We start from the raw sequence: 22,893 nt of genomic DNA on the forward strand, positions 1-22,893 counted from the left end.
GAGTCGGGCGCACCGGATCCTCATTCAACGTGGAGGATGGGTCGCCAGCGGCCGCCGGCGGCGACGCTCAATGTGGAAGGCTCGGAGTCACGTCCGGCCACGAAAGCTCGCGTCCCATCATGGCGCGCGCATAGAGATAGTTGTTGAGCGCACGTTCACCGAGCGAATCCATGTCGACATGGCCTGCCGCGTCGCACGGGAAGGCGTAGGCGCGTCGGTCGGCGAAGAGCGGGCGGAAGCGCAGTTCGTAGCCGCTGGATGCATGCGAGGCGTTCATCACAGTCTCCTTGGCGCGCCTCGCTTCTGGAAGAGGGTAGGAAAGCGGTGAGGCACGGCCTCAATCTAGATCGACCGCTTAGCCGTACCGTCAATGCGGCGCATCCGTAGGAAACATTGCGTGAACCGTCTGTCTCATCATTCGAACGCCAAGGCGGGCGCGAGGCTCGCGGATCTCCGAGACGGGACCCGCCGCGCCTCCGATTCGATCTCCTGAGCACGGACCCAGCAGTGCGGGCGCCGGCGAGTACGCAGAATGCGCTCCGCTCCTGATCCCAATAAGGTTCGTCGACAAGAATATAGACCACCGCGCGAATCAATGAAGATCGCCTCTCACTACTGTCCGGTTAAATGACCCGCGCCGAACCTGAGATCAAGCACTGGCGCGGGCCGCAGGCCGATTTTGTTTGGTGCCGACTTGAACGTCGATCGCGAGGAACCGCGTACTTTCCGGGGTCTGACAGCCCTGGGAAGCACGCGTGTACGTCGGCAAGACCTTGTTCGCTCAACTCATGGAGTTCGTTCCATGGACCAGCTTCGCCCGAATCGTGAATCGCTATGGTGGCAACTCGGGCGTTCGCACACTGACCTGTGGCGAGCAGTTCCGCGCCATGGCGTTCGCCCAGTTGACGTGGCGAGAGAGCCTGCGCGATATCGAGGTCAGCCTGTCCGCCAATGCCAGCAAGCTCTATGCGATGGGTTTTCGCGCGGCGGTCAAGCGATCGACCCTGGCCGATGCGAACGAGTCGCGCGATTGGCGCATCTGGTCCGACCTGGCGGCGGTGCTGATCCGTCGCGCGCGCAAGCTCTACGTGGGCGATGCGGTGCTCGGCGTGGAATTGGACAACACGGTCTACGCCCTGGACTCCAGCACCATCGACCTGTGCTTGAGCCTGTTCTCCTGGGCGCCGTTTCGCTCCACCAAAGCGGCGATCAAGCTGCACACCCTGCTGGACCTGCGCGGGGCCATCCCCGCGTTCATCCACATCAGCGACGGCAAGTTGCACGACGTGAACGTGCTGGACATGCTGGTCATCGAGGCCGGCGCGTTCTATGTGATGGATCGCGGCTACGTCGACTTCGCGAGGCTGCATGCACTGCAGCAGGCCGGCGCCTTCTTCGTCACGCGCGCCAAGTCGCCGATGGACGCCCGGCGCGTCTACTCGGCTGCCACCGATCGCAGCACCGGCATCATCAGCGATCAGCAAGTGATGCTCAATGGGCACTACTCGGCGAAGAAGTATCCGCAGCACCTGCGACGCATCCGGTTCAAGGACCCGGAGTCGGGCAAGACTCTCGTCTTCCTGACCAATCACATGGCTTTGCCGGCGCTGACGATCGCTGCGCTCTACAAGAGCCGCTGGCAGGTCGAGTTGTTCTTCAAGTGGATCAAGCAGCACCTGCGCATCAAACACTTCATGGGCAACAGCGAGAACGCGGTAAAGACGCAGGTCTGGTGCGCCGTCGCCACTTACGTGCTCATCGCCATTGTCAGGAAGGAGCTTCAACTCGATGCCTCTCTCTACACTTGTCTACAGATCTTGTCGGTCTCGGTATTCGAGAAAACCCAGCTTTCATGCGCCTTGCAGGCCGATCTGTCCCATTCGGAACCGCCTGACCTCGCTAACCAGTTGAATCTGTTCAACTTTTAACCGGACAGCAGTGATCGCCTCTCTGCATGCGCGCACTCAGACCCCGTCGAACCTGAGCCTTTCCTTGAGAAAGGAGATGAATGCCTGCACCTTCGGAGAGGGCATCCGCTCCCGTGAGGAAAGCGCATTGAGTTCCTGCGGCGGGCCGATCCACTGTGGCAGAACGCGCACCAAGCGGCGCGCCTTGACATCCATCGCCATGCTCTGTTCCATAGCCAGTGAGATGCCTTCCCCTTGGCACAAAGCGTCATAGAGCAGAGCCGGATCGCTCGCCACAACGACCGGGTCGATCAGGTAGCCGCGGGGTTTGCCGCTGCCCTTTCGCAGCGGCCACACATAGCCGACGTCGCGACGCGCCTGATGCAGCGCCAGTGTCGGATGATCGCGCAGGGCTTCGGGCGTCTGGGGTGCTCCCGCGCGCCGAAGGTATGCAGGGCTTGCGAAGGTGCCGGAAGGAAAGCTCGCGAGTCGCCGTGCCACGAGGCTGGAGTCCGGCAACTCGCCGAGGCGCAATGCAATGTCGATCTCATCCTCGACCAGGTCGAGTGTTGCGTGCGAGGCCAGGATCTCCAGCCTCACGTCGGGGTAGCTCGCGCGGAAACCGGGGAGCAGCGGGGCGAACCAGCTCACGCCGAACGAGTAGGGCATGGTCACGCGCAGCCACCCGCGCGGGCCGTCGCGCAGTTGGTGTACGGCACCCTCGGCGGCCTCGAGTGTGCTGGCGATGGATCGACATTGCTCGAAATAGATCGCCCCCGCTTCGGTCAGGCTCAGCTTGCGCGTTGTGCGCCGTAGCAACTGCGCGCCCATGTACTTCTCCAGTTCGTAGACGCGTCGACTGACCGTGGTCTTGGGGATCTGCAGTGCGCGCGCCGCGGCAGTGAAGCTGCCTTCCTGTACGACGCGGACGAACACGAGCGTGTCGTTCATATCTCTTGCCATGATCAACGTCCCCTCGACGGTTCGCACGTCCGGCATTGTCCCATCTATGGTCCAGCTCTTGCCGTCCGAGTGGGCTAATCAAAACGGCTCGCTTTCCCTATCTTCGGTGCTCCACCTTCTGGAGAAACACCATGAACCTGAGCGAATACACGACCTATGACGCCGTCAGCCTGGGACAGCTCGTCGCTGCCGGCGAAATCCATCCGGCAGAACTTGCTGCGCTCGCAAGGGCCGCGGCGGATGCCGTGAACCCCCGAATCAATGCCGTGGTCGAGCACTGGGCGCCTGAAGAATCGGATCTGGCTACGCCGGCGACCGGCAGCCCGCTCGCGGGCGTGCCGTTTCTGATCAAGGATCTCGCCATCCAGATGGCAGGCAGGAAGAACGAACTCGGCAGCCGGCTGGCCAAGGGTGTGGTCGCATCTGGCGACTCGAGTCTCATGCGCCATTTCAGGAAGGCCGGCTTGGTCACCATCGGCCGCACGACGACGCCCGAAATGGCCTTCAGCACGGAAACAGAGTCCGCGTTGCAAGGGGCGACCGGCAACCCTTGGGACACACGCCTCAGCGCGGGCGGCTCCAGCGGTGGCTCCGGCGCAGCCGTCGCGGCGGGCGTGGTACCGATGGCGCATGCAACGGATGCAGCAGGCTCGATCCGCGTGCCCGCTGCCTACAACGGCTTGTTCGGCCTCAAGCCCACGAGGGGCCGCACGTCCAACGGCCCGGCCCTCGATGAAGTGTTCGCGGGCCTCGGCGTGCAACTTGGCGTCAGTCGCACGGTTCGCGACAGCGCCGCCCTGATGGACGCGGTGCAGGGATACTCGGCCGGCGACCCCTACTACACCGCACCGCCCGCGGGCAGCTTCCTGTCAGAGGTGGGGCGCGACCCTGGCAGGCTGCGCATCGGGCTGATGGTCCACTCGTGGAACGGCGTGCCCACGTCGGAGCCTATTGCGCAGGCCACGCGCGACGCGGCGCGCCACCTCCAGTCGCTCGGCCATCATGTCGAAGAGGCCACGCCGGAACTTGGCGTGTCGTGGGAGGCCTTCGTCCATGCCAACGCGCAGATCTGGTGCGCCACGCTGGTGCGCTGGATCGACGGACTTGCCGCCGCAACCGGCCGCCCCATCGATGCGACGACTCTCGAGCCTTCCACGCTCGCGAACTATCGCTATGGCCGCAGCGCGAGCGCCGTCGACTTCGCCGCTGCGCTCGAAGTGCGCAATACCGTCGCGCGCGCCGTCGGTGAATGGTTCGTGAGGATGGACGTGTTGATGACGCCTACGCTCCCGCAGATGCCGGGGCTGCTTGCGACCTACAGCGAGGGCGCCGATCGCATGAGCGGCCTGGAGTGGACGGCACGCGTCTTCCGGCATGCCTCCTTCACGCCGCCGGCCAACGTGGCGGGAACACCGGCGATGTCCGTGCCGCTGGCGATCGCGCCGGGCAGCGGCTTGCCCATCGGCATCCAATTCGCCGCCGGCTTTGCGCGTGAAGACCTGCTGCTACGGCTGGCCGGACAGCTCGAGCAGTCGATGCCCTGGGCCGCCCGACGTCCGGCGGTTTGGGCAGGCCGGCCGTAGGCCGAAGGGTCTCTGGAGGTCAAGGCCAAGTCTTCGCGGAAATGAATCGAGGGGGCGCCTCAATCCGTCGTGCGGACAACGATGCCGCGGCTGCAGGAGGCCCGGCGCATCATGGTGGCCGAAGTCCGTCCACGGGTCAGCTTGGCGACGCGGTTGGCCTCTTCGAGTCCGCGATTCGATGTCGGGCTGCCATCGACGCGAACAGAATGCGCTGATACGCGACCCATCCTTCGTGTGTTGGTGAGGCGACGACGCGCAGCCAATCACTCGAAGGCCAGCGCGCCGGTCGGCAAGCTGACACTCGTCGGCGCCTGGACCGGTTCGCCCTTCGATTCGCCCTCCGGCGCACGAACCAGCAGAACCGGCACCGAGGCATAGCGCAGGATGTGCTCCGCGCTGCTGCCCATGACGACGCGGCCGACCCCGCGGCGGCCGTGGGTGCCGAGGACGATCAAGTCTGCGGGCCACTTGGCGGCTTCGGCATTGACCACCTGATGGACCGAGCCCGCAAAACTGTCGCACAACACCTTGTCGGCTTCGATGCCGGCGGCCCGGGCGGTGGCCGCGGCCTCATCGAGAAGGCGCCTGCCGTTCTCGCGCAGCACGTTCAGCCAGTCACCGGCGTATCCCGCGTAGGCGTCCATGGCGAGGGCGAAGGACAGTTCGTCGATCACATGGAGCAGCCGCAGCCTTCCTTGCGTGAGTTTGGCGACGCGGATGGCCTCGTCCAGGCCGTGCCGCGATGTCGGACTGCCGTCGATGGGAACAAGGATCTGCTGGTACATGACGCGCTCCTTCGGTGCAGGTTGAGACGGTCAGTATCGGAATGATGGCGCGCTGCATCTTGATTTGGCGCAAAGGATATCGATGAGCGCGCGACGAACATCAGGCCATCCGGGACTTCGATCGAAGGAACATCATGAAAATTCTTCTCGCAGTGGATGGCAGCGACTACACGAAGCGCATGCTCTCCTACCTGACAGCGCACAAGGACGGGCTGGGCGCGGGTCACACCTATACGGTTTTCCATGCGGTTCTCCCGGTACCACACCGGGCTGCTGCCTTCGCGGGGCCCGAACTCGTTCATGGCTACTACGAAGATGACGCGCGGCTGGTGCTTGAGCCGATTCGAGCGTTCCTTTCGGAGCACGGTATCGAGGCGGCCTTGGTTCACAAAGTGGGCCATCCGGCCGACGAGATCGCTGCGTACGCGGAAGCGGGAAAGTTCGATCTGCTGGTCATGGGATCGCACGGTGCCGGCGCGTTGAAGAATCTCGTGCTGGGCTCCGTCGCCACGAAGGTGTTGGCGCAATGCACGGTGCCGGTCTTGATGGTGCGCTGAGATGCTGAGCAAGCCGTTCGCGCGCGGCGTCCTGGCGGCGACGCTCGGCGCACTGGCGTTCCTGGGCACCACGCATGCATGGTCTCGCGACGGGCCCTGTCCTGACCCGTCCGACGCGCCGAGGCAGGGCGTCGACTTCGTGGCAGCGGTGGCACGCCAGGCACCGGCTGTGGTGAGCGTGCTGGCGATCGGGCCAGGCACAGAGTGGGGCGACAACGATGAAAGCGGGATGCTGGCCCGATCCCGACCGGGATCGGAGCGCGCCTCTGCGTCGGGCATTGTCGTCAGCACCGACGGGTACGTGCTGACCAGCGCGCACGTGGTGCTCGGGGCCCAGGAGACAGCGGTCCTCGTAGGCGGGCAGCGTCGTTGGCCGGCCGATGTCGTCGGGCTCGACCGACGCACCGATGTAGCGCTCCTGAAGATCGCCGCGACAAACCTGCCGGTCGCTGCCATCGGCAGCAGCGCGCGCCTCTGCGCCGGAGAATGGGTGGCAGCGCTGGGCGCGCCATTCGGATTCGAGCAAAGCGTGACCGCCGGCTTGGTGAGCGCCAATCCGCGCTTCCTGCCCGGCGGCACCGGCGAGCCCCTGATCCAGACCGACGTCGCGCTCAATCCCGGCAATTCGGGGGGGCCTCTTTTTAACAAGCGCGGCGAAGTCGTCGCGATGAACTCGATGATCTATTCCGCGAGCGGCGGGTATCTAGGGGTGTCGTTCAGCCTGCCGATTGACACGGCCATGCGGATCGCCGCCGAGCTCCGGTCGACGGGGCGCGTGACGCGCGGGCAGATTGGTGCCCGGACTCAGGCGCTCACCTCGGATCTTGCGCTCGCGTTCGGGCTCGACGCTGCGTTGGGGGCGCTGATCGTGCGTGTCGATGCCGGCGGACCGGCGGCGAATGCGGGCCTTCGCAGCGGTGACGTCGTGCTGGGCGTCGACACCAACACGGCGACGGCCTACCCGGAAATCCAGCAGCGCGTTGCGGCTGCCCGCCCCGGCGCTTCGATCACGCTGAGCATCTGGCGTCGCAAGGCGCCGCTAACGGTAAAGCTCACCGTTGCGCAAAGCGCACCCGATCTTCCGCAGCGCGTCGCCTCCCGGGACGGACGCGAGCCGCGCCTGGGACTCGACCTGGTCGAGCGCACAGCCAAGCAGACGGGCGGGCTGCTCGAGCCAGGACTCTATGTGAGATCCACTTCGGGATCCGCCCAGCGGGCAGGTCTTCGCTTCGGCGACGTGATCCTGGCTGTCAACGATGTCGGCGTCTCCGGGATCAGCGATCTGGACAGAGCGCTCGAATCGGTCCCGCAGGGCGAGACCGTGGCTCTGCTGATCCGGCGCGGTTCGATCACCACCTTCGTGCCGATGACGCCGCCCATCGGGCTCACGCGCTGAGCGCTTCGAGCCGGTCGATGAAAACGACCAGCCCCGAAAGGATGCTTTTGCGTGCTGCAGCCATCGTGAACCAAGCAGCCCGGTCTGCTTCCGCGAAGTTCTTGAAGTTGCCTGATCGCGGCGGCCATTCGAGCTCGAAGGTGTTGGATTCGAGCGCCTGCGGATCGCAATCGCCTTCGAAGGCCCAGGCCGATACCAGCTTGCCGCTGCGCTGGCGAGCCTCTCCCAGGCTCGCGTGGCGCGTGCCGGGCGTAAAGCCGGTCTCCTCGGTGAATTCCCGTTTGGCGGCGTCAAGGGCAGTCTCGACGCCACTGTCGTATTCGCCCTTCGGAAAGGACCAGGCACCCTCGTTGCGCCGCGCCCAGAATGGCCCACCGGGATGCACCAGCAGGACCTCGAGCACACCGTCATTGCGACGGTACATGAGCAATCCAGCACTTCGCTTCGCCAACTGCGCGCATTGGACCATGCGCTGGGACCTTGCGCAGGTCGAGGCGACCTTCATTTGATCTGCAGCAAGGCCGCGTCCCGAACTCTATGGGAGTCTAGAGCCTTCCAAGGATTTGTATGACTCACACCACCACCAGAATCATCCGCGACGAGCACTCGGCCCTGTCGGCCATGCTGCGTTCCGTCCTGTTGCTCTTGGCGCAGCATCGACGGCAAGGCACGCTGCCTGACTTCGGCGCGCTGCGGGCGATGCTGTTCTACGTCGACGAGTTTCCCGAGAAGCGGCACCACCGCAAGGAGTCGGAGTTGCTGTTTCCGAAGCTGCGTGCGCGGACACCGCTTTCGCGCGAACTGCTCGATCGCCTGGACGATGACCATGCGCGTGGCGAGCGAAGAATCCGCGAGGTCGAACACGCCTTGCTCGGCTTCGAGATGATCGGCGAGCCGCGCCGGCAGGCTTTCGAGGAGGCGGCAGAGCGCTATGTTGATTTCTATCTTGCTCACATGGCGATGGAAGAAAGGGAGATCCTGCCGTTGGCCGAACGGGTGCTCACTGACGACGATTGGGCAGACCTCGACGAGGCGTTCAGCATCAACCGCGATCCATTGACCGGATGCGAACCTGAAGCGGACTACCGCGCGCTCTTCACGCGCATTGTCAATGCAGTGCCTGCGCCGATCGGGTTGGGCGCAGCCAGCTGACGTCGTCCCTCGGCCAATGCGCCCGGAAGACGTCCGTCGCCGGGTGCGATGCGGGCTGGACCGCTTCGGGCGGAGAGCGCATTTCGATCGCGGACGTTGTGTCGGCGGTAGGCGATCGTGCCCCTGATTGCCCTAGCCCTCAGGTGGCCTTGCCGAACGTGGTGCTGGTGCAGTAGGGAGGTCGATGCGACCCAGGACGTCTTGCACGAGTCACCGGCTCTCGCGAGAGGAGGGCGTCAATTGCTCTTTCGCGAGTGCCTGGCCGCGCGGCCCCAGCGACGCGCAAGAGTCGTCAGATCGTCGGCCGCCGGAACTATCGCAAGCCCCAGCAGTACCAGGGCGAGAGGCACGGTCGAGACGTAGCCGACGTGCTTGAAGCCGACAGCGCCAAGCACACCGCCAACAAAGAAGAAAACAACGAGAAGCGTGAGAACGCGCAGGCGGTCTCGGTTGGCCAATACGCGCAGATGCGAAGGCGGGCCGGCGGCATTTCGATAGAACAACTTCCCAAGCTCGATGCCGATGTCGGTCACGATGCCGGTGAGGTGGGTGGTTCGAATTTCGGCGTGCGACAGCTTGGTGATCACCGCGTTCTGCAGTCCCATGATGAAACAGAGAAGCATCACCGTCACTGGAACAAAAAGGCCTCGCATATCGGACAGTCGGGCACCAAGGACGCCGAAGCAGATCAACAAAGAGGCCTCCGTCAACAGCGGCAGCGCGTACTCGCTGTGCATTCGGCGGCGCCGTGCGTAGTTGACCAGGACCGCTGAACTCGCAGCGCCTGCGAGGAACGACAACAGCCCGCCCGCCCCGCTGAGCACCACGTCGTATACGCCCAGGACAAGGTTGTCGGCCATCGAAGAGACGATGCCCGTCATGTGAGAGGTGTACTGCTGGACGGCCAGGAACCCACCGGCATTGATGGCCCCGGCCACGAATGCCAATGCGAATCCCAGGTGGCGATTCGCATTCGCGGTTCGTTTTCGGCCTGTAAGGCGCCTGGCGTAGTTGATGGGCATTTCGATGGCGAAATCCAGATGTTACGCGTCCGGCAATAGATCCCGGTGGTAGCGAACGGAAGGTCCGCACAGATGTTGCATCAGGCCGCGCGATTGATATTCGTCAAGGAAGCCAGCAACTGCAGCGAGCATGCTCTTGGCGATTGCCACCGATTTTGCATTCGCATCGAAAGGAACTGAAATGAAGAAGATGATCCTCATCACCGCAGCGCTGATGTCGCTTGCCGGTTGTTCATCGTTCCCAGGGGCGGGAGCCAAAAAGGCGGATGAACACGCCGCACATCACCCCGCGAGCACCGCAGCGAAGGCCGACACCGCCAAGGTTGACGAGCAAATGAAGCTGATGCAGGACATGCATCAGAAGATGAAGGCCGCCAAGACGCCGGCAGAGCGTGCGGCGCTGATGAAGGACCACATGAGCGCGATGCAGGGCGGCATGACCATGATGAGCCAGATGAGGAGCGGCATGCCGAGGCAAGACGGTGGCAAGTCCTCGATGCCGGCGGAGCCGCCCATGCAGAAAGACATGATGGAGCGCCGCATGGACATGATGGAAATGATGATGCAGATGATGATGGACCGGGAAGCGGCGAAGCCGCCGGCAGCCAGGTAGCGTCCTCGGTCATGGAGGCGTGGAGATGGATACGCGAAACAACGAATCGCCGACATTCTGGCGCTCGCCCGGCGGAATCGCCCTGCTTGTCGTCGCGCTCGTCGGCGGCTTCTTCCTGTACGCCGAGCACCGGGCACATTTGCTCGGAGTGCTCCCATTGATTCTCGTGCTTGCCTGTCCGTTGATGCACGTCTTCATGCATCACGGGCACCGTCATGGCGGGCATTCTCGAGGCCGCAGCCCACGGGAGCCGGACAATGAACAGCGCCAACAATGACTACGGCCTCTGGGGCCTGGTATTGCTGAACTCCTTCATCTTCGTGGGGTTCGCCTACAGCTTCTTCAAGCCGACCACGCTTCGGGACTGGAGGAGCTTCGGTGCGTACTCGGCCTTCATCGTGGCGCTCTTTGCGGAGATGTACGGCTTCCCGCTGACGATTTTCCTGTTGTCCGGCTGGCTCGGCGCCAAGTTCCCCAATGTCAACCTGTTCGGGCACGAGGCAGGACACCTCTGGTGGCTGTTCACTGGCCAGCACGGCAATCCGCACAGCGGCGTGTTGCATATCCTGAGCTTCGTTGCCATCTTCGCCGGCTTCGCGCTGTTGTCCAAGGCGTGGCAGGTGTTGTATTACGCGCAGCGGCGACACGAACTCGCGACAGCCGGCCCATATTGCTTCATCCGGCATCCGCAGTACGTTGCGTTCGTTCTCATCATGTTCGGCTTTCTGCTTCAGTGGCCGACGGTGCTGACGCTCGCTATGTTCCCGGTCCTGGTCGTGATGTACGTTCGGCTGGCGATGTCCGAAGAGCGCGATTCGGAGCGCGAGTTCGGAGACCCATGGCGGGCATACGCGGCGGTGACACCGCGCTTTCTTCCCTCATGGGGGCGTGCTCGCCATCGGCATGCCTAGCGTTTCGCCTCGCATCAAGAGCGCCGAGCTGCTGTCTGGCATCGGCGCCACCGTCCTCGGACTGGGTCTGGGGTTGCTCGCGCCGATGCCGATGCAGCGATTCGCGCTGCCCTTGCTCGGCGCCGGCGTGCTGCTGCATGGCGCGGGTATGACGCTCAAGCATCGGCTGGAGATCGGCGAGCGCGAACCGCAGTGGTGGGAGCTCGCCGTGTTCTGGGCATGCTGGGCCGGCTTGCTGGCAACTCTCGGATCGGTGGCTTACCTGCTCGTTGCCCCGTCTTCGGGCTGAAGCAAGCACCGAGGGGCGGCTTGACCTTCCCCCCGTGGGAAGGCACAGACTGCATCAATTTCGCGGGAAAGAACATGCCATCGACCTCCGACACCTCAGCCGACCTTCACGCGCACCACCACGCGACGCATCAGGGCCATCGCGACCACGGGGTGCAGCCAGGCCGAGCGTCTTCTCCGTCGACGATGACGCCAAAGGCGAACGCCAAGGACGTCGAGTACACGTGTCCCATGCATCCGCAGGTGCGCCAGATGGGGCCGGGGAACTGTCCCATCTGCGGCATGGCGCTCGAGCCGGTGATGGCCACGTCCCAGACGGGCGATAGCCCCGAGTTGAGGGACATGACGCGTCGCTTCTGGGGTGGCCTGGTGCTCACCCTTCCGGTGTTTGTGCTGGAGATGGGCGCGCACTTGGTCGATATCCATCACCTGATCGGACAGCAGGCCTCGAACTGGGCGCAGCTTGTGTTCGGAACGCCCGTGGTGCTATGGGCCGGTTGGCCGTTCTTCGTGCGAGCGTGGCTCTCCGTCAAGAACCAGAGTCTGAACATGTTCACCCTGATCGCGCTCGGGACCGGCGTGGCCTGGGTCTACAGCATCGCAGGCACGCTCGCGCCCCAGCTGTATCCTTCGCAGTTCCGCCTGCCAGATGGTGCGGTGGCCATCTACTTCGAGGCCGCGGCGGTGATTACAGTGCTGGTGTTGCTGGGGCAGGTCCTGGAGCTGCGCGCTCGCGAGAAGACCTCGGGCGCCATTCGCGCCCTGCTCGAACTCGCACCCAAGACGGCCATTCGGGTGAAGCCGGATGGGTCCGACGAGACGGTTCAGCTCGACATCGTCCAGGTCGGTGAGCTGCTGCGCGTTCACCCGGGCGAGAAGGTGCCGGTCGACGGCGAGTTGACGCAGGGCCGGGGCACGGTCGACGAGTCGATGATCACCGGAGAGCCGATGCCGGTCGCAAAAGCGCCTGGCTCCAAGGTCACCGCGGGAACGCTCAACCAGACCGGCGGCTTCGTCATGCGCGCGCAGAAGGTGGGCGTCGATACGTTGCTCTCGCAGATCGTCCAAATGGTGGCTGCCGCGCAAAGAAGCCGCGCGCCGATCCAGCGCATGGCCGACCAGGTGGCAGGGGCGTTCGTGCCGGCGGTGATGGCGGTCGCTGTGCTGACGTTTGTCGCCTGGCTCGTCTGGGGTCCTAGCCCAGCCTTCTCCTACGCGCTCATCGCGGCGGTTGCGGTGCTCATCATTGCCTGTCCGTGTGCGCTGGGGCTGGCGACGCCAATGTCCATCATGGTGGGCGTGGGCCGCGGCGCGCAACAGGGCGTGCTCATCCGCGATGCCGAGGCGCTGGAGCGCATGGAGAAGGTCGACACGCTGGTGGTCGACAAGACCGGTACCTTGACCGAAGGTAGTCCGAAGGTAGTCCAGGTCGCGCCGGCCGCCGGGTTCGATGCGGCTGCGGTGATGCAGAAGCTCGCCAGCGTCGAGCGTGCGAGCGAACATCCGCTGGCCGCCGCCATCGTGGCCGAGGCGCGGGACCGCAAGCTGACGCTGTCGTCCGTCAGCGACTTCGACTCGCCCGTCGGCAAGGGCGTGGTCGGTGTCGTTGACGGTTCACGCGTGGTTTGCGGGAGCGCCAAGTTCCTCGCGGAGCAGGGCATCGATGTGGCCGCGCTGGCCGCGCAGGCAGAGTCCCAGCGTTCGAGGTCGGCGACGGTCATCTTCGTGGGACTCGATGGTCGTCTTGCCGGTTTCGTCGCCATCGCCGACCCCATCAAGGCCACAACCCCGCAGGCTCTCAAGGCCCTGCGCGATGCCGGCGTCCGTATCGTCATGCTGACCGGCGATGGCAAGACGACGGCGGAGGCTGTGGGGCGGGAGTTGGGTATCGACGAGGTCATCTCGGAGGTGTTCCCCGAGGACAAGGCATCCGTTGTCCAGCGGCTGAAGGCGCAGGGCAGGGTGGTCGCGATGGCGGGGGACGGGGTCAACGACGCGCCCGCCCTGGCCGCAGCGGACGTAGGCATCGCGATGGGGACCGGCACCGACGTGGCAATGGAAAGTGCCGGCGTCACGCTGCTGAAAGGCGACTTGATGGGCATCGTTCGGGCTCGCCTGCTTTCGAAGGCGACGATGAGAAACATCCGCCAGAACCTCTTCTTGTCATTCGCCTACAACGTCGCCGGCATCCCGATCGCCGCCGGTGTTCTGTATCCGTTCTTCGGCCTGCTGTTGTCGCCGGTCGTGGCGGCGGCGGCGATGGCACTGTCATCGGTCAGCGTCATCGCCAACTCGCTGAGACTGCGAGCCGGAAAGGGCGACCGATGACGAAGTGAGCGAACTGGGCCAACCTTGCTCATGAACCGTGCCGCCTCATGGCACGCCGCAAGGGGACGGCGAGAGGCCGAATCTCCCAAGTGTCAAGCAGTTTGCCTGACGCAGATCATGGAGTTCGGCGCCGGGCTGGCTAGACTGCCCCTGGGTTCCACCGGATTTCGGAGGTTCAGTATGGCCAACCGGCTCGCGCTATGGCATGCCGAGCATGTCAACTTCTCCCGGCTCCTCGATGTGTTTGAAGAGCAGGTCACCAGGTTTCACGAAGGCGAAGATCCGGATGTCGACCTCATGCTCGAGATCGTCTCGTATCTGCGGGAGTTTGGGGACCGCTTTCACCATCCGCGCGAGGACGCCGCATTCGCGAGCCTGGTCATGCGCGATCCGTCGTTGCGCCTCCCAATCAATCGCCTGCTGCAGGAGCATCGCGCAATCGCCGCTGCCGGCGAAGAGCTTGTGACGCGACTGCAGGAGGTCGTCGCCGATGCTCTGATCCTGCGCGAGACCGTAGAAGCGGCGGCAGCACTCTACTTGGTTTACTACCGGCACCACCTTGCCACCGAAGAAAGGGACATCTTGCCGCGCGCGGCGCTTTTGCTCACAGCGCAGGACTGGGAGATCGTCGCCGGGGCGGTTCCATCCGGTTCGGATCCATTGTTCGGAGAAGCGCCGAGTCCGACCTATGGGAGGCTGCGCGAGTTGCTGGCGGCAAGATAACCGGCGCCTCGATCCGGCGGCAAAGCTCCCTCGGGCACCCGAACAGCGTCGCTCGCAAAGCCCGAAGCCTCTGTCTTCGAGCACAGGGGGCGATCGGCGGCGACGCCCGGAACGGCCGCAGCAGCGCAAGACCTTGTCCTGGCGCAAGGTCAGTATTCACCGCACGGGGGACACTGCTTCATGGATCAAAGCACGCGAGTCCACGTCGCAAGGCCACACCCGCTGCTGAACGACGCGCAGGGTTTCGCGACCGCGATACTGTTGGTCGCCCTGGGGCTGGCCATGCTTCGCAGCGCCCAACTGTTGACCGGCGGCATTCCTGGTCTGGCCTTCCTGATGAGCTATGCGACAAGCTGGCCTCTCGGCTGGACCTTGCTCATCGTGAACCTGCCGTTCATCGCATTCGCCTGGCGCGTATTCGGAGCGCGATTCACCTGGAAAACCATCATCGTCGTCGCCGGTTTGTCGCTCGGCGTCGAAGGAATGGGCAGGGCTCTCAGCGTGCACTCGGCGCACCCGCTGTTCGCAGCGATCGTCGGTGGTTTGCTGATCGGTGTCGGTTTGCTGGTGCTGTTCCGTCATGGTGCCAGCCTGGGTGGATTTGGCGTGCTGGCACTGTTTCTGCAGCGGCGGCGTGGATGGCGCGCGGGCACGGTGCAAATGGTGTGTGATGCCGCGATCGTTGCGGCGGCATTCGCTCTCGTTGAACCGAGCCGTGTCGTCTATTCCATCGTGTCGGCAGTGATGGTGAATCTGGTTTTGGTGTGGAATCATCGACCGGGCGAACAAGGTCTGCCGCCACGGAGCTCACCCGCGCCACGCGAAGCGCCGTTCGGCCAGGCTCATGCGGACAAGGCTCACGCCGTCGGTGATGCGTCCGGGACCGGCATACGCCATCACTTGGCGCAGGACTCGCGGCCCGGCTCGGGCAACCGGCCCTACCAAGGCGCCAGCCCACGAGTACGGAGGTCGCTGAGAGGTGCTGCAGGTGATGTGGGCGAATCGATTGATCAGTCGTTGAGCCACATCAAGGGGCCACTCGCCAGGCGCCGGTAGCCTTGTGTCTTCAGTATCAAAGGAGATCACATGGCTGCCCTGGATCGATCCGACGCACTCTCGCTCGACTTGCCCTTCATGGACCAGGCGTGCAAGGAGTTCTTCGGGCTCTTGGCGCTGGTTGACAAGGCTGACAACGCGCAGCTGCCATCGGCCTGGCGCGACCTGGTGGAGTGCGCCGCCGAGAATTTTGCGCGCGAAGACATCTGGATGCGAACGACCGGTTACGCATCGCGCAAGGAGCACGCGATCCAGCACCGCGTGGTGCTGGGGGTCATGCGCGAAGGTGCGTTGCAGGCCGAGGAAGGAAGGCTGCTGCAGGTGCGGGAGATGGCGCATCAGTTGAGAGACTGGTATGTCAAGCATGTGCAGACAATGGACGCCGCGCTGGCCCTCCACTTGCGCAGCGCACGATTCGAACCCGCGCCCGCCGACGTGCCGGCGCAGGCCTCGCTTCCCGTGTGGTCCGCGCTGCGTGCCGCCGTGGAGCACGGTGCGACGCATTGAGCGCTAGGGAGCCGCTCCGGGCAACTGCAGGCCGCCCTGGCCTGTGAGGCGCGCAGTGATCGCCGCCTTCAGCGGTGGCAGATGCTGGGCCGCGCGAAGGATCAGCTGACGTGCGAAGCGCTGCGGTGCGCCGGTGCTGGCATAGAGCTTCGCCACGGCATTCGTGCCGTGGTAGATCAGGGCCGAATCGCGACGATGCCTGCGTTCGTAGCCCGCCAGAACCGCGGCGGCGCCGATGTCCTGGTTGGCGGCGCGGGCTGCGCAGAGTGCGTGTGTGAGAGAGGTGATGCTTTGCAAGCCTAGGTTGTAGCCGTGGGCCGTGACCGGATGCATGCCGACGGCCGCGTCGCCGACCAGCGCGCTGCGCAGGGCCGCAAAGCGGCGGGCATACGCGGCAACGAGCGGGTAGGCGAAGCGCCGCCCGAGCAGTTGCATGCGGCCCAGCCGGCCGCGGAACTGGCGCTCCACCAGGGTCGCGAACGCACGTTCGGGCAATGCCAACAGCTGCGCCGCCGCGGCGGCGTCGGTGGTCACCACGACCGACGAGACATGGCCCGCAGCGGGCAGCACCGCGAGCGTGCGTTCGTAGCCGAAGCACTCATACGCGACGTCGTCATGTGGCAGGTCGTGCTGCATCCGGCACACGATCATGGTGCGGCCGAAGTCATGCATGTCGGCCGCGATGCCGAGCTGCCGGCGGGACCAGGAGAATCGGCTGTCCGCCGCGACGAGCAGGCGGCCGCGCAGATGGTGCGGCGCGCACGGTGAGGTGCCGAACTCAAGTTCCGCGTGCGTGGACAAGGTGCCGATGCGCAGCGCCTGCGCGCTATCCATCAGACGCAGTCCCGGGCGCTGTGCCGCAGCTGCAAAACTGACGCGGCGCAGTGCATGGTTCGGCACGATCCAGCCCAGAGCGTCGGCGCCGTGGCCGTGCGCGTTGAAGGACAGCGCCGAGCGCTGCCGATCGCCATCCATGACGCGCGCTTCCCGGATGCGCCCGATTTCTTCGGGCAAGAGGCGCTGCCAAAGTCCCAGTGCGCGCAACGTGGCCACGCTGGCGTGGGTCAGCGCGATGTCGCGTCCGTCCTCGGCCGGGGCGGCCAGGGCCTCGCGCGGCTGGGCGTCCAGCACGGTAGCGGTGAAGCCGGCGTCGGCCAGGGCAATGGCCAAAGCCAGCCCGGTCGGACCGGCGCCGACGATGAGGACGTCACGATCCTGCTGCATTCAGTTTCCTCCGTGGATGAGGAGCCGGATTGTGGGCGGCGCAGCAGCGCTCACCTTGACGGAGGTCAAGGGTTGGCGAAACGGGCCTTGGCGCCCGAAAGTTCAACACGCGGCGCTTCAGGTCGAGCGCCGTGGGCGAGGGCGAGTTTGGCTGCAATGCTCCAGCGTTCAGCGGGCCAGCCTGAACTGACAGGCGTGGCACCGGATGGCCGCCGGTTCGATCAGCATGCGTTCGCGCGCGATGACACGCTCGCAATCGAGGCAAAGCGCGTAGAGGCCCAGGGAGATGCGTTGGAGTGCCTGTTCGATATCCTGCAGCGTCGGCCGACGAACCTTGACGGCAGCGAAGGCCGTGACATTGCCGACTTCCCCAGCCGACGAAGGGCAGGGCTCGGAAGCCTGCGCGTCGGGCGCATGCTCGGCGCGGCCGTCGTGCAGCTGGGCGCGTTCGCTGAGCGCCCACCGCTTCAGGATGTCCAGACGCTCGATGAAGGACTGCAGATCTTCCGGCTTCATGTGGTTCATGCTGGCGGCTCGGGATGAGGTTGACTGGCCGCCAGTATCCGGATGTCCATTCGCCCGGGATTTGATCCGCGTCAAATTCCGCGTCGCCCCAAAACTCCGCGCAGCTGCCAGCGGGCGACCTTGTCCGTATCTGGCCTGACGGCGTGTGACAGCCGTTGGCCCAGGAGCAGCCCTCGGATTCTCACCTCCCAAGCTTTCCGAAAATCCGGCGGATAACCGCGTCTGCATCCGCGTCGAAGCAGCGCCCATGACTGAGCAAGATGCGGCGAGGCCGCCATGCGTGAAGTTTCGCGATGGCCGCAGCTGCCTTTTTCCGCTGCAACAACAGCGGCAGGCGCATCCCGAAGAACACCTGCCCGCGTGGGTAGTACATCCCGCTCATCCTCGTCAACGTTCGCCAAGGCTCGTCCATCTTGTCCAACTCGATGTTGATGATGGCGTCCGTCACGATGAGAGATTCTGATTCCCGGTGGAAGAAGATGAATTCCTTGAAGTAGCCACCCGGAAACAGCGTTTGGTCCAGTTCGTTCCGCCATTCGCCCGGCGGGTCCAGATCGAGGTCTCTCCCGAAACGGATCTCCACGCGCCGCGCTCTGCTCCTTCTGCGTACGCCCGGCGACGCCCATGCGACGGCATCCGGAAAGGCGTTCAACCACTCCCCAATGTTGGCATAGTGGAACTGGTTGGGGGAGATCAGATACCGGACAGTCCCGAGGTGCTCAAGCTCGTCTGCAAGCTTGCGATCGAACTTCGTCGGCGAGTGAAGGAAAAGATCGCCGTTCGAGAGGCGCACCACCGTCATGCGGGTGGTGAACGGTAGCGGCAGCCTGACGCCAGCCACGGTCAGGTATTCAAAGGGCCCGTCGACAACTCCGATGTTTGCCGCCACAGGCTTGTACACATTGATCGGCTCGTAAAGTGCTGCGCCCATGTTGCCGTCTCGGATACATCCTGCACGATTCTGGCAGCGCTTGACCCTGCCGACCTTCTTTGGGGCCCTAAGCCGCCGTACATGGCCGTTGGACGGCCCGCATACACGAAGGTCCGCAGGCGCGACACGGGAATGTTCGAATGTTCGGTGGCGCGCCGCGTGAAGATCCCGTGGCGCGCGGGCCCAAGCACCACACCGGATCAAGCACTTTCAGGACGGCTGAGCGAGTGCAAAGGGCCATGAGCGGACCCTCGTCTCGGGCTCCAACCTCCGCCCCTCGACGACGCTCTGCTGTCGAAGAATTACCCTTCGGAGCCGAATGAGCTACGCACTGCGAATATGGGAAGACCCGCAGCCGGCGCATCGTCGCCCGACATAAAGAGCACGCGACGTCCGCCGCTCGTGCGGGTCGGCGGCCATCATCTCCACCAAGTCGCGAAAGCTCAGCTTGAACCGCAGGTACCAGGGCTGGCCTTTGAACAGTTCGTCCATGCTCTGCAACCGCTGCGCCATCGACTCGCCACCGCAGGGGCGATTTGCACCGGGTGGTCGCGGGCCTGGCCTCGGCCGGCAGTGGGGTGATGCAGACCAGCAGCGCGGCGGCCTGCTCCTTGCGGGGTCGAGCTGCCTGACTACAATTTATAAGCCTACAGCCAAAACGCACGCACCGTTCCCGGCACAGCGCCCGGCCGAGAGCACGTGGCGGCGGGAGAACCGCGCAGGAAGGCCGTAGGGGTGTTTTTCAGGGGGCGGCCGGCCTGACTGGGAGAGCATCATGACGACAACGATTTCGAAACAGGTCTGCTTCCAGCTCGACAGCCGATTGACCGCGGCTGAAGCCGCGCTGGCGGCTGACGGCATAGCATGCCCAGTTCTCGTGGCGGTCGTTGCGGAGTTTCGGCGGAAGTTCGCGAAAACGCGGCCCGCGGTGGAAGGCGCCCCTGCCCCCGGCCAACGCGAGGCCGTATTCGAGCTTGAGCAGGCGGCCGATAGCGCCAAGTGGGCGGCTTTGGCCGACCCGGGTGCGTCCGAGCAGATTAAGCTGGCGGTCGTCGCCGCGCACGACTCGATCTGCTGGTTCAAGGCGACCGGCTGCCTGCTCGACCGGGAGTACGCCGAACAAGACCCGCTCGCCTGCTAACCTGAAGCGTCGTGGGTCGCTGTCGATCGGCGCCGAGGACGCAACCCCGAGGCGTGCGCATCAAGGACTTGGAGCAGATCTACCAGGTCACTTTGAACCCGCTGCGCTCCGACGGTCAGGCCGCAAACAGCCGGTTAGGCCCGCCGGCGCCGTCGAGGATGCGGCAGGATGCGGCCCAGCGGACCTCCGCCGGCAACCTTCACCATGAGCTTGCAATGAAGAATATCCAGGTCATCGACGGCGCCGTGAATTGCGTCTATGACATCCTTGCCGCGACTGACGAGGAGTTCTCGCTCATTTTCCCGGCTGGACAGGACGTCGCGTTCATCGATGAGGTCTACGAACGCAGGCTTGATGAAGCAACGCTCAACAGCGCGTTCAAAGCGCTATGGACACGGCGTGTAGTCAAAGCACAAGCCATGGAAATTCATGGCTTGCTGTTCTACCAATTGGACGAGAAGAAGCCGTATTACCCAAGTAGGCGAGATGAGGAAGCAGTAAACCCGGGCGGCTCCAGACTTCGATAGATGCACATGCCGGCAGCGCGCATGGCTGGCTGGCTGGCAGAAAGCTCTTCGGCAGAATGCGGCCATCACCTGGCCATCACCAGCCATTCAATGTTGATGCCAAAAAGCAGTCGCTCAACGCCGCTCTCGACCCATTGCTGCTGTTAGCAAATTTCGAGTCGAACGCCCGCTTGACATTTTCGAGACCGGCCATTGCCACCCGGTTTCCGCAGGGGGCACGCCGTTGGCTCCACGCGCGCCCACGCAGCACGATGCCTTGACATGGCTTTCGAGGCGAGCGCACGATGTGGCCTCCTTCGATACAGCAGGAGGAAGGCATGTCACAGCTTCCACGGCTTACGCGCGGATCGGCGTTCCTCGGCGCGGCGGTGCTGGGCCTAGTGCTCGCTGGCGCGCCCGATGCGGCGCGCGCGCAGGTGCTGATCAGCGGTTTGAGCCTCAACCCCGACGGCGGAAACCCGAACGACCCGCTCGCCGTCACCGCGTGCAACGGCGCGCCGCAGCTCGGCGTCGTCTATCGCAACAGCGAGACTGAACCCCACCTCGCGGTCAACCCGACCAATCCGAGCAACATGATCGCCGGCTGGCACCAGGACCGCTGGAGCACGGGCGGCGCACAAAGCCTCGGCGCCGCGTATACGTTCAATGGCGGGGCGACCTGGCAGCAGGTGGTCATTCCGTTCACGCGCTGCTCCGGCGCGATGCCCGGCTCGGCCGGCGATTATGAACGCGGCAGCGATCCGTGGATCAGCTTCAGCCCGAACGGCACCGCGCACTACATGGCGCTGGTCGAGAAGACGTCGGTCAACGAGAACGCGATGGTCGTCGCCCGTTCGACCGACGGCGGCGCGACGTGGTCGCCGCCCGTCGTCATCGCGCGCAACCCGGCGCAGGATCGCGGGCGCTCATTGTTCAACGACAAGAACACGCTCACCGCCGATCCGTTCGATTCGCGACTCGTATACGCGACGTGGACGCTGTTCCGCACCGGGGTCGTGTCGCTCGTGTTCGCGCGCTCGACCGACGGCGGGCAGACGTGGTCGCCGGCGATCCCGATCGCCACGATGGGCAACGCGGCGCCTGCTGAGCAGGCCGTGTTTCGCCAAGGCGCGCAGATCGTCGTGCTGCCGAACCGCACGCTGGTCAACGCGTTCTTCCGCATCCTCTTCGACCGGGCTGCGGGTCGCGTCACGTTCGAGCAGTCGATCCTTCGCTCGGTCGACCAGGGGAAGCATTGGACGCGCGTCGACGCGCGCGTCGCCTCGTTTGCGAGCGTCACCGCGGTCGACCCGGAACTCGGCATCCCGATTCGCGATGCGCAGGAGTTGCCGATCATCGCGGTCAACCGCGCGACCGGTCAGATCTACATGACGTGGCAGGATGGCAACGCCAACACCCAAGGCGGCGCCGGCATCGTAGTCGCGCGCTCGAGCGACGGCGGCGCCACGTGGTCGACGCCGGTGCGCGTCAACCAGGGGACGGCCGCCGGCGTGCAGGCGTTCCTGCCGATCGTTGCGGTCAATGCGCAAGGCCGGGTCGGCGTGCTCTTCTACGACTGGCGCAACGACGTGCTCGGCGACCCGGGGTTGAGCACAGACGTGTGGTTGTCGCTGTTCGACGCCGACCTGAACTACCTCGGCGAGCGGCGGCTCACGCCGCAATCGTTCGACATGCGGCAGATGGTGATCACCGGTCAGCGCGGCTTCTTCCCCGGCGACTACGTCGGGCTTTCGACCGTCGGCACCGATTTCGTCGCCGCCTTCACCGTTGCCAACAACCTAGGTCTGCCGGTCGTCTTCCCGCAGAACAACAATGGCGTGTTCGTCGACAGCCACGACCGCCAGAGCATCGTTTTCATCCGGCAGCCCTGACGATGGCCGTGTGCGAGCGGTTCCGGCGGTGCTTGCGATTGGGCGTCGCGGCGGCGGACCCGAGTCGTGGATCGGGCGCAAGCATCGCGGCGCGCTCGAGATGGACGATCTGCGCGCACAGACCCTTCGCGGCGCTGAACAGGCCGAGCTGGGTGTCGATGAGGGCCTCTGCGTTGAGCGCGCGGATGGCATCCGTTGCAGGGCTGCAGAGCTGACGATCGACCAGCTTTCGTGTTGTCGCCCACGGCCCACGATGCAGGTCCGCCCTGGAGAAATTCCCACGCCCTACGTCGACGTATGTCTGCTGCACTCGGGCAGCGGTCGTTGCCTGCGGCGCCTTCGGAGCACACGGATGTCTCTTGATGGCCGGGATGGTGAGTTCGAGGCGCGGCGGCGAACGGCAGCCGTCGCTGCGAAGCGGTAGTTCAAGGCGGCAGCTCGTAAGACGGCAGAGGGCCCCAACCGGCTGTTCGCGCCCGGCCGCCGTCAGTTCGTGACCGGCTCGCGCGACACGGAAAATTCAAAGATGGGTGAAAAACCCGCCCGAAGATTCAAGCTGTGTTGCGCAGCGGGTTCAAAGTAGCTTGGCAGATCTGCGCCTAAGTCCTTGATGCGCAACGCCTCGGGGTTTGCGTCCTCGGCGCCGATCGACAGGTGCGGAACGACACTGGCGAGGCCAGATCGACGATCGCCAGGTCCCAGCCGTGCGGGTGCTCGACCAGCCAGGTCAGAGCGCCGAGCTCGGTGTCGGCGCATCCCACGATGGCGAGGTCAGCGCAGTGGCTGAGGTCTTCCGTGAGGCGGACACGGGCCGCTGCGCTGTCCTCGGCCATGAATATGCGAAGCTTTGACATGATGCAGGCGTTGGGTGGCGCGAATGCGT

The 22,893-nt window shown here is 64.8% G+C and carries 27 protein-coding genes and 1 pseudogene; 16 read left to right on the forward strand and 12 right to left on the reverse strand.

The features are described 5' to 3' along the window. Window positions 1-67: 67 nt before the first annotated feature. The gene (locus ACSQ9A_RS28950; protein WP_436306402.1) at window positions 68-277 is read right to left on the reverse strand and encodes a hypothetical protein; all 210 of its coding nucleotides are present in this window, start codon (window positions 275-277) and stop codon (window positions 68-70) included. A gap of 478 nt (window positions 278-755) precedes the next feature. Between ACSQ9A_RS28950 and ACSQ9A_RS28955 the strand changes: the two genes are divergently transcribed. Continuing rightward, entirely contained in the window at window positions 756-1,928 is a 1,173-nt protein-coding gene (locus tag ACSQ9A_RS28955) for an IS4 family transposase (protein ID WP_436297185.1), read from the forward strand. A 36-nt stretch (window positions 1,929-1,964) separates the two neighbouring features. Here the strand turns inward: ACSQ9A_RS28955 and ACSQ9A_RS28960 are convergent, their stop codons facing one another. Beyond that, window positions 1,965-2,858, reverse strand: a complete 894-nt coding sequence (locus ACSQ9A_RS28960) for a LysR substrate-binding domain-containing protein (protein WP_436306403.1) — start codon at window positions 2,856-2,858, stop codon at window positions 1,965-1,967. 143 nt (window positions 2,859-3,001) lie between these two features. Here ACSQ9A_RS28960 and ACSQ9A_RS28965 point away from each other — a divergent pair, with 143 nt between their 5' ends. Continuing rightward, window positions 3,002-4,453 (forward strand): amidase, encoded by a 1,452-nt coding sequence (locus tag ACSQ9A_RS28965; protein WP_436306404.1) that lies wholly within the window; start codon window positions 3,002-3,004, stop codon window positions 4,451-4,453. Between the two features lie 263 nt (window positions 4,454-4,716). Here ACSQ9A_RS28965 and ACSQ9A_RS28970 read toward each other — a convergent pair whose 3' ends face one another. Next, on the reverse strand, window positions 4,717-5,238 hold the full coding sequence (locus tag ACSQ9A_RS28970; RefSeq protein ID WP_436306405.1) for a universal stress protein: 522 nt from the start codon (window positions 5,236-5,238) through the stop codon (window positions 4,717-4,719). 134 nt (window positions 5,239-5,372) lie between these two features. On the opposite strand from ACSQ9A_RS28970, the gene ACSQ9A_RS28975 reads away from it, so the two are divergent. Further along, window positions 5,373-5,795 carry a universal stress protein gene (locus ACSQ9A_RS28975; protein WP_436306406.1) on the forward strand — a complete coding sequence of 141 codons (423 nt, stop codon included), beginning with the start codon at window positions 5,373-5,375 and terminating at the stop codon, window positions 5,793-5,795. A 1-nt stretch (window position 5,796) separates the two neighbouring features. Continuing rightward, window positions 5,797-7,191, forward strand: a complete 1,395-nt coding sequence (locus ACSQ9A_RS28980; RefSeq protein WP_436306407.1) for a trypsin-like peptidase domain-containing protein — start codon at window positions 5,797-5,799, stop codon at window positions 7,189-7,191. On the opposite strand, the gene ACSQ9A_RS28985 is transcribed toward ACSQ9A_RS28980, so the two are convergent. Next, the gene (locus ACSQ9A_RS28985) at window positions 7,181-7,660 is read right to left on the reverse strand and encodes an NUDIX domain-containing protein (RefSeq protein WP_436307721.1); all 480 of its coding nucleotides are present in this window, start codon (window positions 7,658-7,660) and stop codon (window positions 7,181-7,183) included. The two genes, ACSQ9A_RS28980 and ACSQ9A_RS28985, sit on opposite strands and share 11 nt — an antisense overlap. Window positions 7,661-7,758: 98 nt before the next feature. Here ACSQ9A_RS28985 and ACSQ9A_RS28990 point away from each other — a divergent pair, with 98 nt between their 5' ends. After that, window positions 7,759-8,343: a hemerythrin domain-containing protein gene (locus ACSQ9A_RS28990; protein ID WP_436306408.1), complete on the forward strand. Its 585-nt coding sequence runs from the start codon at window positions 7,759-7,761 to the stop codon at window positions 8,341-8,343. Between the two features lie 236 nt (window positions 8,344-8,579). Here the strand turns inward: ACSQ9A_RS28990 and ACSQ9A_RS28995 are convergent, their stop codons facing one another. Together ACSQ9A_RS28995 and ACSQ9A_RS29000 are read right to left on the reverse strand one after the other, a co-directional pair. After that, on the reverse strand, window positions 8,580-9,365 hold the full coding sequence (locus ACSQ9A_RS28995) for a YoaK family protein (RefSeq protein WP_436306409.1): 786 nt from the start codon (window positions 9,363-9,365) through the stop codon (window positions 8,580-8,582). 21 nt (window positions 9,366-9,386) lie between these two features. Further along, the gene (locus tag ACSQ9A_RS29000; RefSeq protein WP_436306410.1) at window positions 9,387-9,566 is read right to left on the reverse strand and encodes a hypothetical protein; all 180 of its coding nucleotides are present in this window, start codon (window positions 9,564-9,566) and stop codon (window positions 9,387-9,389) included. Here ACSQ9A_RS29000 and ACSQ9A_RS29005 point away from each other — a divergent pair. The 8 genes from ACSQ9A_RS29005 to ACSQ9A_RS29040 all read left to right on the forward strand — a co-directional run bounded on the left by ACSQ9A_RS29005 (window position 9,547) and on the right by ACSQ9A_RS29040 (window position 15,791). After that, window positions 9,547-9,978, forward strand: a complete 432-nt coding sequence (locus tag ACSQ9A_RS29005; RefSeq protein WP_436306411.1) for a hypothetical protein — start codon at window positions 9,547-9,549, stop codon at window positions 9,976-9,978. The genes ACSQ9A_RS29000 and ACSQ9A_RS29005 overlap by 20 nt on opposite strands. Before the next feature lie 25 nt (window positions 9,979-10,003). Then, complete coding sequence (locus ACSQ9A_RS29010) at window positions 10,004-10,255, forward strand: DUF2933 domain-containing protein (RefSeq protein WP_436306412.1); 252 nt, start codon at window positions 10,004-10,006, stop codon at window positions 10,253-10,255. Further along, entirely contained in the window at window positions 10,236-10,889 is a 654-nt protein-coding gene (locus tag ACSQ9A_RS29015; RefSeq protein ID WP_436294623.1) for a methyltransferase family protein, read from the forward strand. Before ACSQ9A_RS29010 ends, ACSQ9A_RS29015 begins: the two co-directional genes overlap by 20 nt. Further along, complete coding sequence (locus tag ACSQ9A_RS29020) at window positions 10,882-11,178, forward strand: hypothetical protein (RefSeq protein ID WP_436306413.1); 297 nt, start codon at window positions 10,882-10,884, stop codon at window positions 11,176-11,178. The genes ACSQ9A_RS29015 and ACSQ9A_RS29020 overlap by 8 nt, the downstream gene beginning before the upstream one ends. 185 nt (window positions 11,179-11,363) lie before the next feature. Continuing rightward, a complete protein-coding gene (locus ACSQ9A_RS29025) occupies window positions 11,364-13,505 on the forward strand; it encodes a copper-transporting P-type ATPase (protein ID WP_436307722.1) in 2,142 nt (713 codons plus the stop codon). A 180-nt stretch (window positions 13,506-13,685) separates the two neighbouring features. Then, window positions 13,686-14,228, forward strand: a complete 543-nt coding sequence (locus tag ACSQ9A_RS29030) for a hemerythrin domain-containing protein (protein ID WP_436306414.1) — start codon at window positions 13,686-13,688, stop codon at window positions 14,226-14,228. Between the two features lie 180 nt (window positions 14,229-14,408). Next, a complete protein-coding gene (locus tag ACSQ9A_RS29035; protein WP_436306415.1) occupies window positions 14,409-15,284 on the forward strand; it encodes a YitT family protein in 876 nt (291 codons plus the stop codon). Window positions 15,285-15,314: 30 nt separating this feature from the next. After that, the gene (locus ACSQ9A_RS29040; RefSeq protein WP_436306416.1) at window positions 15,315-15,791 is read left to right on the forward strand and encodes a bacteriohemerythrin; all 477 of its coding nucleotides are present in this window, start codon (window positions 15,315-15,317) and stop codon (window positions 15,789-15,791) included. A 3-nt stretch (window positions 15,792-15,794) separates the two neighbouring features. Here ACSQ9A_RS29040 and ubiM read toward each other — a convergent pair whose 3' ends face one another. The 4 genes and pseudogenes from ubiM to ACSQ9A_RS29060 form a co-directional block, all read right to left on the reverse strand. Further along, entirely contained in the window at window positions 15,795-17,015 is a 1,221-nt protein-coding gene (gene ubiM, locus ACSQ9A_RS29045) for a 5-demethoxyubiquinol-8 5-hydroxylase UbiM (protein ID WP_436306417.1), read from the reverse strand. Between the two features lie 168 nt (window positions 17,016-17,183). Then, window positions 17,184-17,540 (reverse strand): TraR/DksA family transcriptional regulator, encoded by a 357-nt coding sequence (locus ACSQ9A_RS29050; protein WP_139191759.1) that lies wholly within the window; start codon window positions 17,538-17,540, stop codon window positions 17,184-17,186. Window positions 17,541-17,721: 181 nt separating this feature from the next. After that, on the reverse strand, window positions 17,722-18,471 hold the full coding sequence (locus ACSQ9A_RS29055) for a hypothetical protein (protein ID WP_436306418.1): 750 nt from the start codon (window positions 18,469-18,471) through the stop codon (window positions 17,722-17,724). Between the two features lie 414 nt (window positions 18,472-18,885). Further along, window positions 18,886-18,984 (reverse strand): annotated as a pseudogene (locus ACSQ9A_RS29060) (IS6 family transposase); the annotation flags it as partial. A 262-nt stretch (window positions 18,985-19,246) separates the two neighbouring features. Between ACSQ9A_RS29060 and ACSQ9A_RS29065 the strand changes: the two are divergent. The 3 genes from ACSQ9A_RS29065 to ACSQ9A_RS29075 all read left to right on the forward strand — a co-directional run bounded on the left by ACSQ9A_RS29065 (window position 19,247) and on the right by ACSQ9A_RS29075 (window position 22,010). Then, window positions 19,247-19,612 carry a hypothetical protein gene (locus ACSQ9A_RS29065; RefSeq protein ID WP_093110364.1) on the forward strand — a complete coding sequence of 122 codons (366 nt, stop codon included), beginning with the start codon at window positions 19,247-19,249 and terminating at the stop codon, window positions 19,610-19,612. A 53-nt stretch (window positions 19,613-19,665) separates the two neighbouring features. Further along, entirely contained in the window at window positions 19,666-20,139 is a 474-nt protein-coding gene (locus ACSQ9A_RS29070) for a hypothetical protein (RefSeq protein WP_436306419.1), read from the forward strand. 368 nt (window positions 20,140-20,507) lie between these two features. After that, a complete protein-coding gene (locus tag ACSQ9A_RS29075; protein ID WP_436306420.1) occupies window positions 20,508-22,010 on the forward strand; it encodes a sialidase family protein in 1,503 nt (500 codons plus the stop codon). On the opposite strand, the gene ACSQ9A_RS29080 is transcribed toward ACSQ9A_RS29075, so the two are convergent. Both ACSQ9A_RS29080 and ACSQ9A_RS29085 read right to left on the reverse strand, forming a co-directional pair. Continuing rightward, complete coding sequence (locus tag ACSQ9A_RS29080; protein ID WP_436306421.1) at window positions 21,994-22,320, reverse strand: hypothetical protein; 327 nt, start codon at window positions 22,318-22,320, stop codon at window positions 21,994-21,996. The genes ACSQ9A_RS29075 and ACSQ9A_RS29080 overlap by 17 nt on opposite strands. A gap of 289 nt (window positions 22,321-22,609) precedes the next feature. Next, window positions 22,610-22,864 carry a hypothetical protein gene (locus tag ACSQ9A_RS29085; protein WP_436306422.1) on the reverse strand — a complete coding sequence of 85 codons (255 nt, stop codon included), beginning with the start codon at window positions 22,862-22,864 and terminating at the stop codon, window positions 22,610-22,612. Between the last annotated feature and the right edge of the window lie 29 nt (window positions 22,865-22,893).

It is taken from the genome of Variovorax sp. LjRoot290, from assembly GCF_964253985.1.
Taxonomy (GTDB): domain Bacteria; phylum Pseudomonadota; class Gammaproteobacteria; order Burkholderiales; family Burkholderiaceae_C; genus Variovorax.

Coding starts and splice junctions, on each gene's coding strand:
- ACSQ9A_RS28950 (WP_436306402.1), bottom strand. CDS start 277: ATGAACGCCTCGCATGCATCCAGCGGCTACGAACTGCGCTTCCGCCCG.
- ACSQ9A_RS28960 (WP_436306403.1), bottom strand. CDS start 2,858: ATGAACGACACGCTCGTGTTCGTCCGCGTCGTACAGGAAGGCAGCTTC.
- ACSQ9A_RS28965 (WP_436306404.1), top strand. CDS start 3,002: ATGAACCTGAGCGAATACACGACCTATGACGCCGTCAGCCTGGGACAG.
- ACSQ9A_RS28970 (WP_436306405.1), bottom strand. CDS start 5,238: ATGTACCAGCAGATCCTTGTTCCCATCGACGGCAGTCCGACATCGCGG.
- ACSQ9A_RS28975 (WP_436306406.1), top strand. CDS start 5,373: ATGAAAATTCTTCTCGCAGTGGATGGCAGCGACTACACGAAGCGCATG.
- ACSQ9A_RS28980 (WP_436306407.1), top strand. CDS start 5,797: ATGCTGAGCAAGCCGTTCGCGCGCGGCGTCCTGGCGGCGACGCTCGGC.
- ACSQ9A_RS28985 (WP_436307721.1), bottom strand. CDS start 7,660: ATGGTCCAATGCGCGCAGTTGGCGAAGCGAAGTGCTGGATTGCTCATG.
- ACSQ9A_RS28990 (WP_436306408.1), top strand. CDS start 7,759: ATGACTCACACCACCACCAGAATCATCCGCGACGAGCACTCGGCCCTG.
- ACSQ9A_RS28995 (WP_436306409.1), bottom strand. CDS start 9,365: ATGCCCATCAACTACGCCAGGCGCCTTACAGGCCGAAAACGAACCGCG.
- ACSQ9A_RS29005 (WP_436306411.1), top strand. CDS start 9,547: ATGAAGAAGATGATCCTCATCACCGCAGCGCTGATGTCGCTTGCCGGT.
- ACSQ9A_RS29000 (WP_436306410.1), bottom strand. CDS start 9,566: ATGAGGATCATCTTCTTCATTTCAGTTCCTTTCGATGCGAATGCAAAA.
- ACSQ9A_RS29010 (WP_436306412.1), top strand. CDS start 10,004: ATGGATACGCGAAACAACGAATCGCCGACATTCTGGCGCTCGCCCGGC.
- ACSQ9A_RS29015 (WP_436294623.1), top strand. CDS start 10,236: ATGAACAGCGCCAACAATGACTACGGCCTCTGGGGCCTGGTATTGCTG.
- ACSQ9A_RS29020 (WP_436306413.1), top strand. CDS start 10,882: ATGCCTAGCGTTTCGCCTCGCATCAAGAGCGCCGAGCTGCTGTCTGGC.
- ACSQ9A_RS29025 (WP_436307722.1), top strand. CDS start 11,364: ATGACGCCAAAGGCGAACGCCAAGGACGTCGAGTACACGTGTCCCATG.
- ACSQ9A_RS29030 (WP_436306414.1), top strand. CDS start 13,686: ATGGCCAACCGGCTCGCGCTATGGCATGCCGAGCATGTCAACTTCTCC.
- ACSQ9A_RS29035 (WP_436306415.1), top strand. CDS start 14,409: ATGGATCAAAGCACGCGAGTCCACGTCGCAAGGCCACACCCGCTGCTG.
- ACSQ9A_RS29040 (WP_436306416.1), top strand. CDS start 15,315: ATGGCTGCCCTGGATCGATCCGACGCACTCTCGCTCGACTTGCCCTTC.
- ubiM (WP_436306417.1), bottom strand. CDS start 17,015: ATGCAGCAGGATCGTGACGTCCTCATCGTCGGCGCCGGTCCGACCGGG.
- ACSQ9A_RS29050 (WP_139191759.1), bottom strand. CDS start 17,540: ATGAACCACATGAAGCCGGAAGATCTGCAGTCCTTCATCGAGCGTCTG.
- ACSQ9A_RS29055 (WP_436306418.1), bottom strand. CDS start 18,471: ATGGGCGCAGCACTTTACGAGCCGATCAATGTGTACAAGCCTGTGGCG.
- ACSQ9A_RS29065 (WP_093110364.1), top strand. CDS start 19,247: ATGACGACAACGATTTCGAAACAGGTCTGCTTCCAGCTCGACAGCCGA.
- ACSQ9A_RS29085 (WP_436306422.1), bottom strand. CDS start 22,864: ATGTCAAAGCTTCGCATATTCATGGCCGAGGACAGCGCAGCGGCCCGT.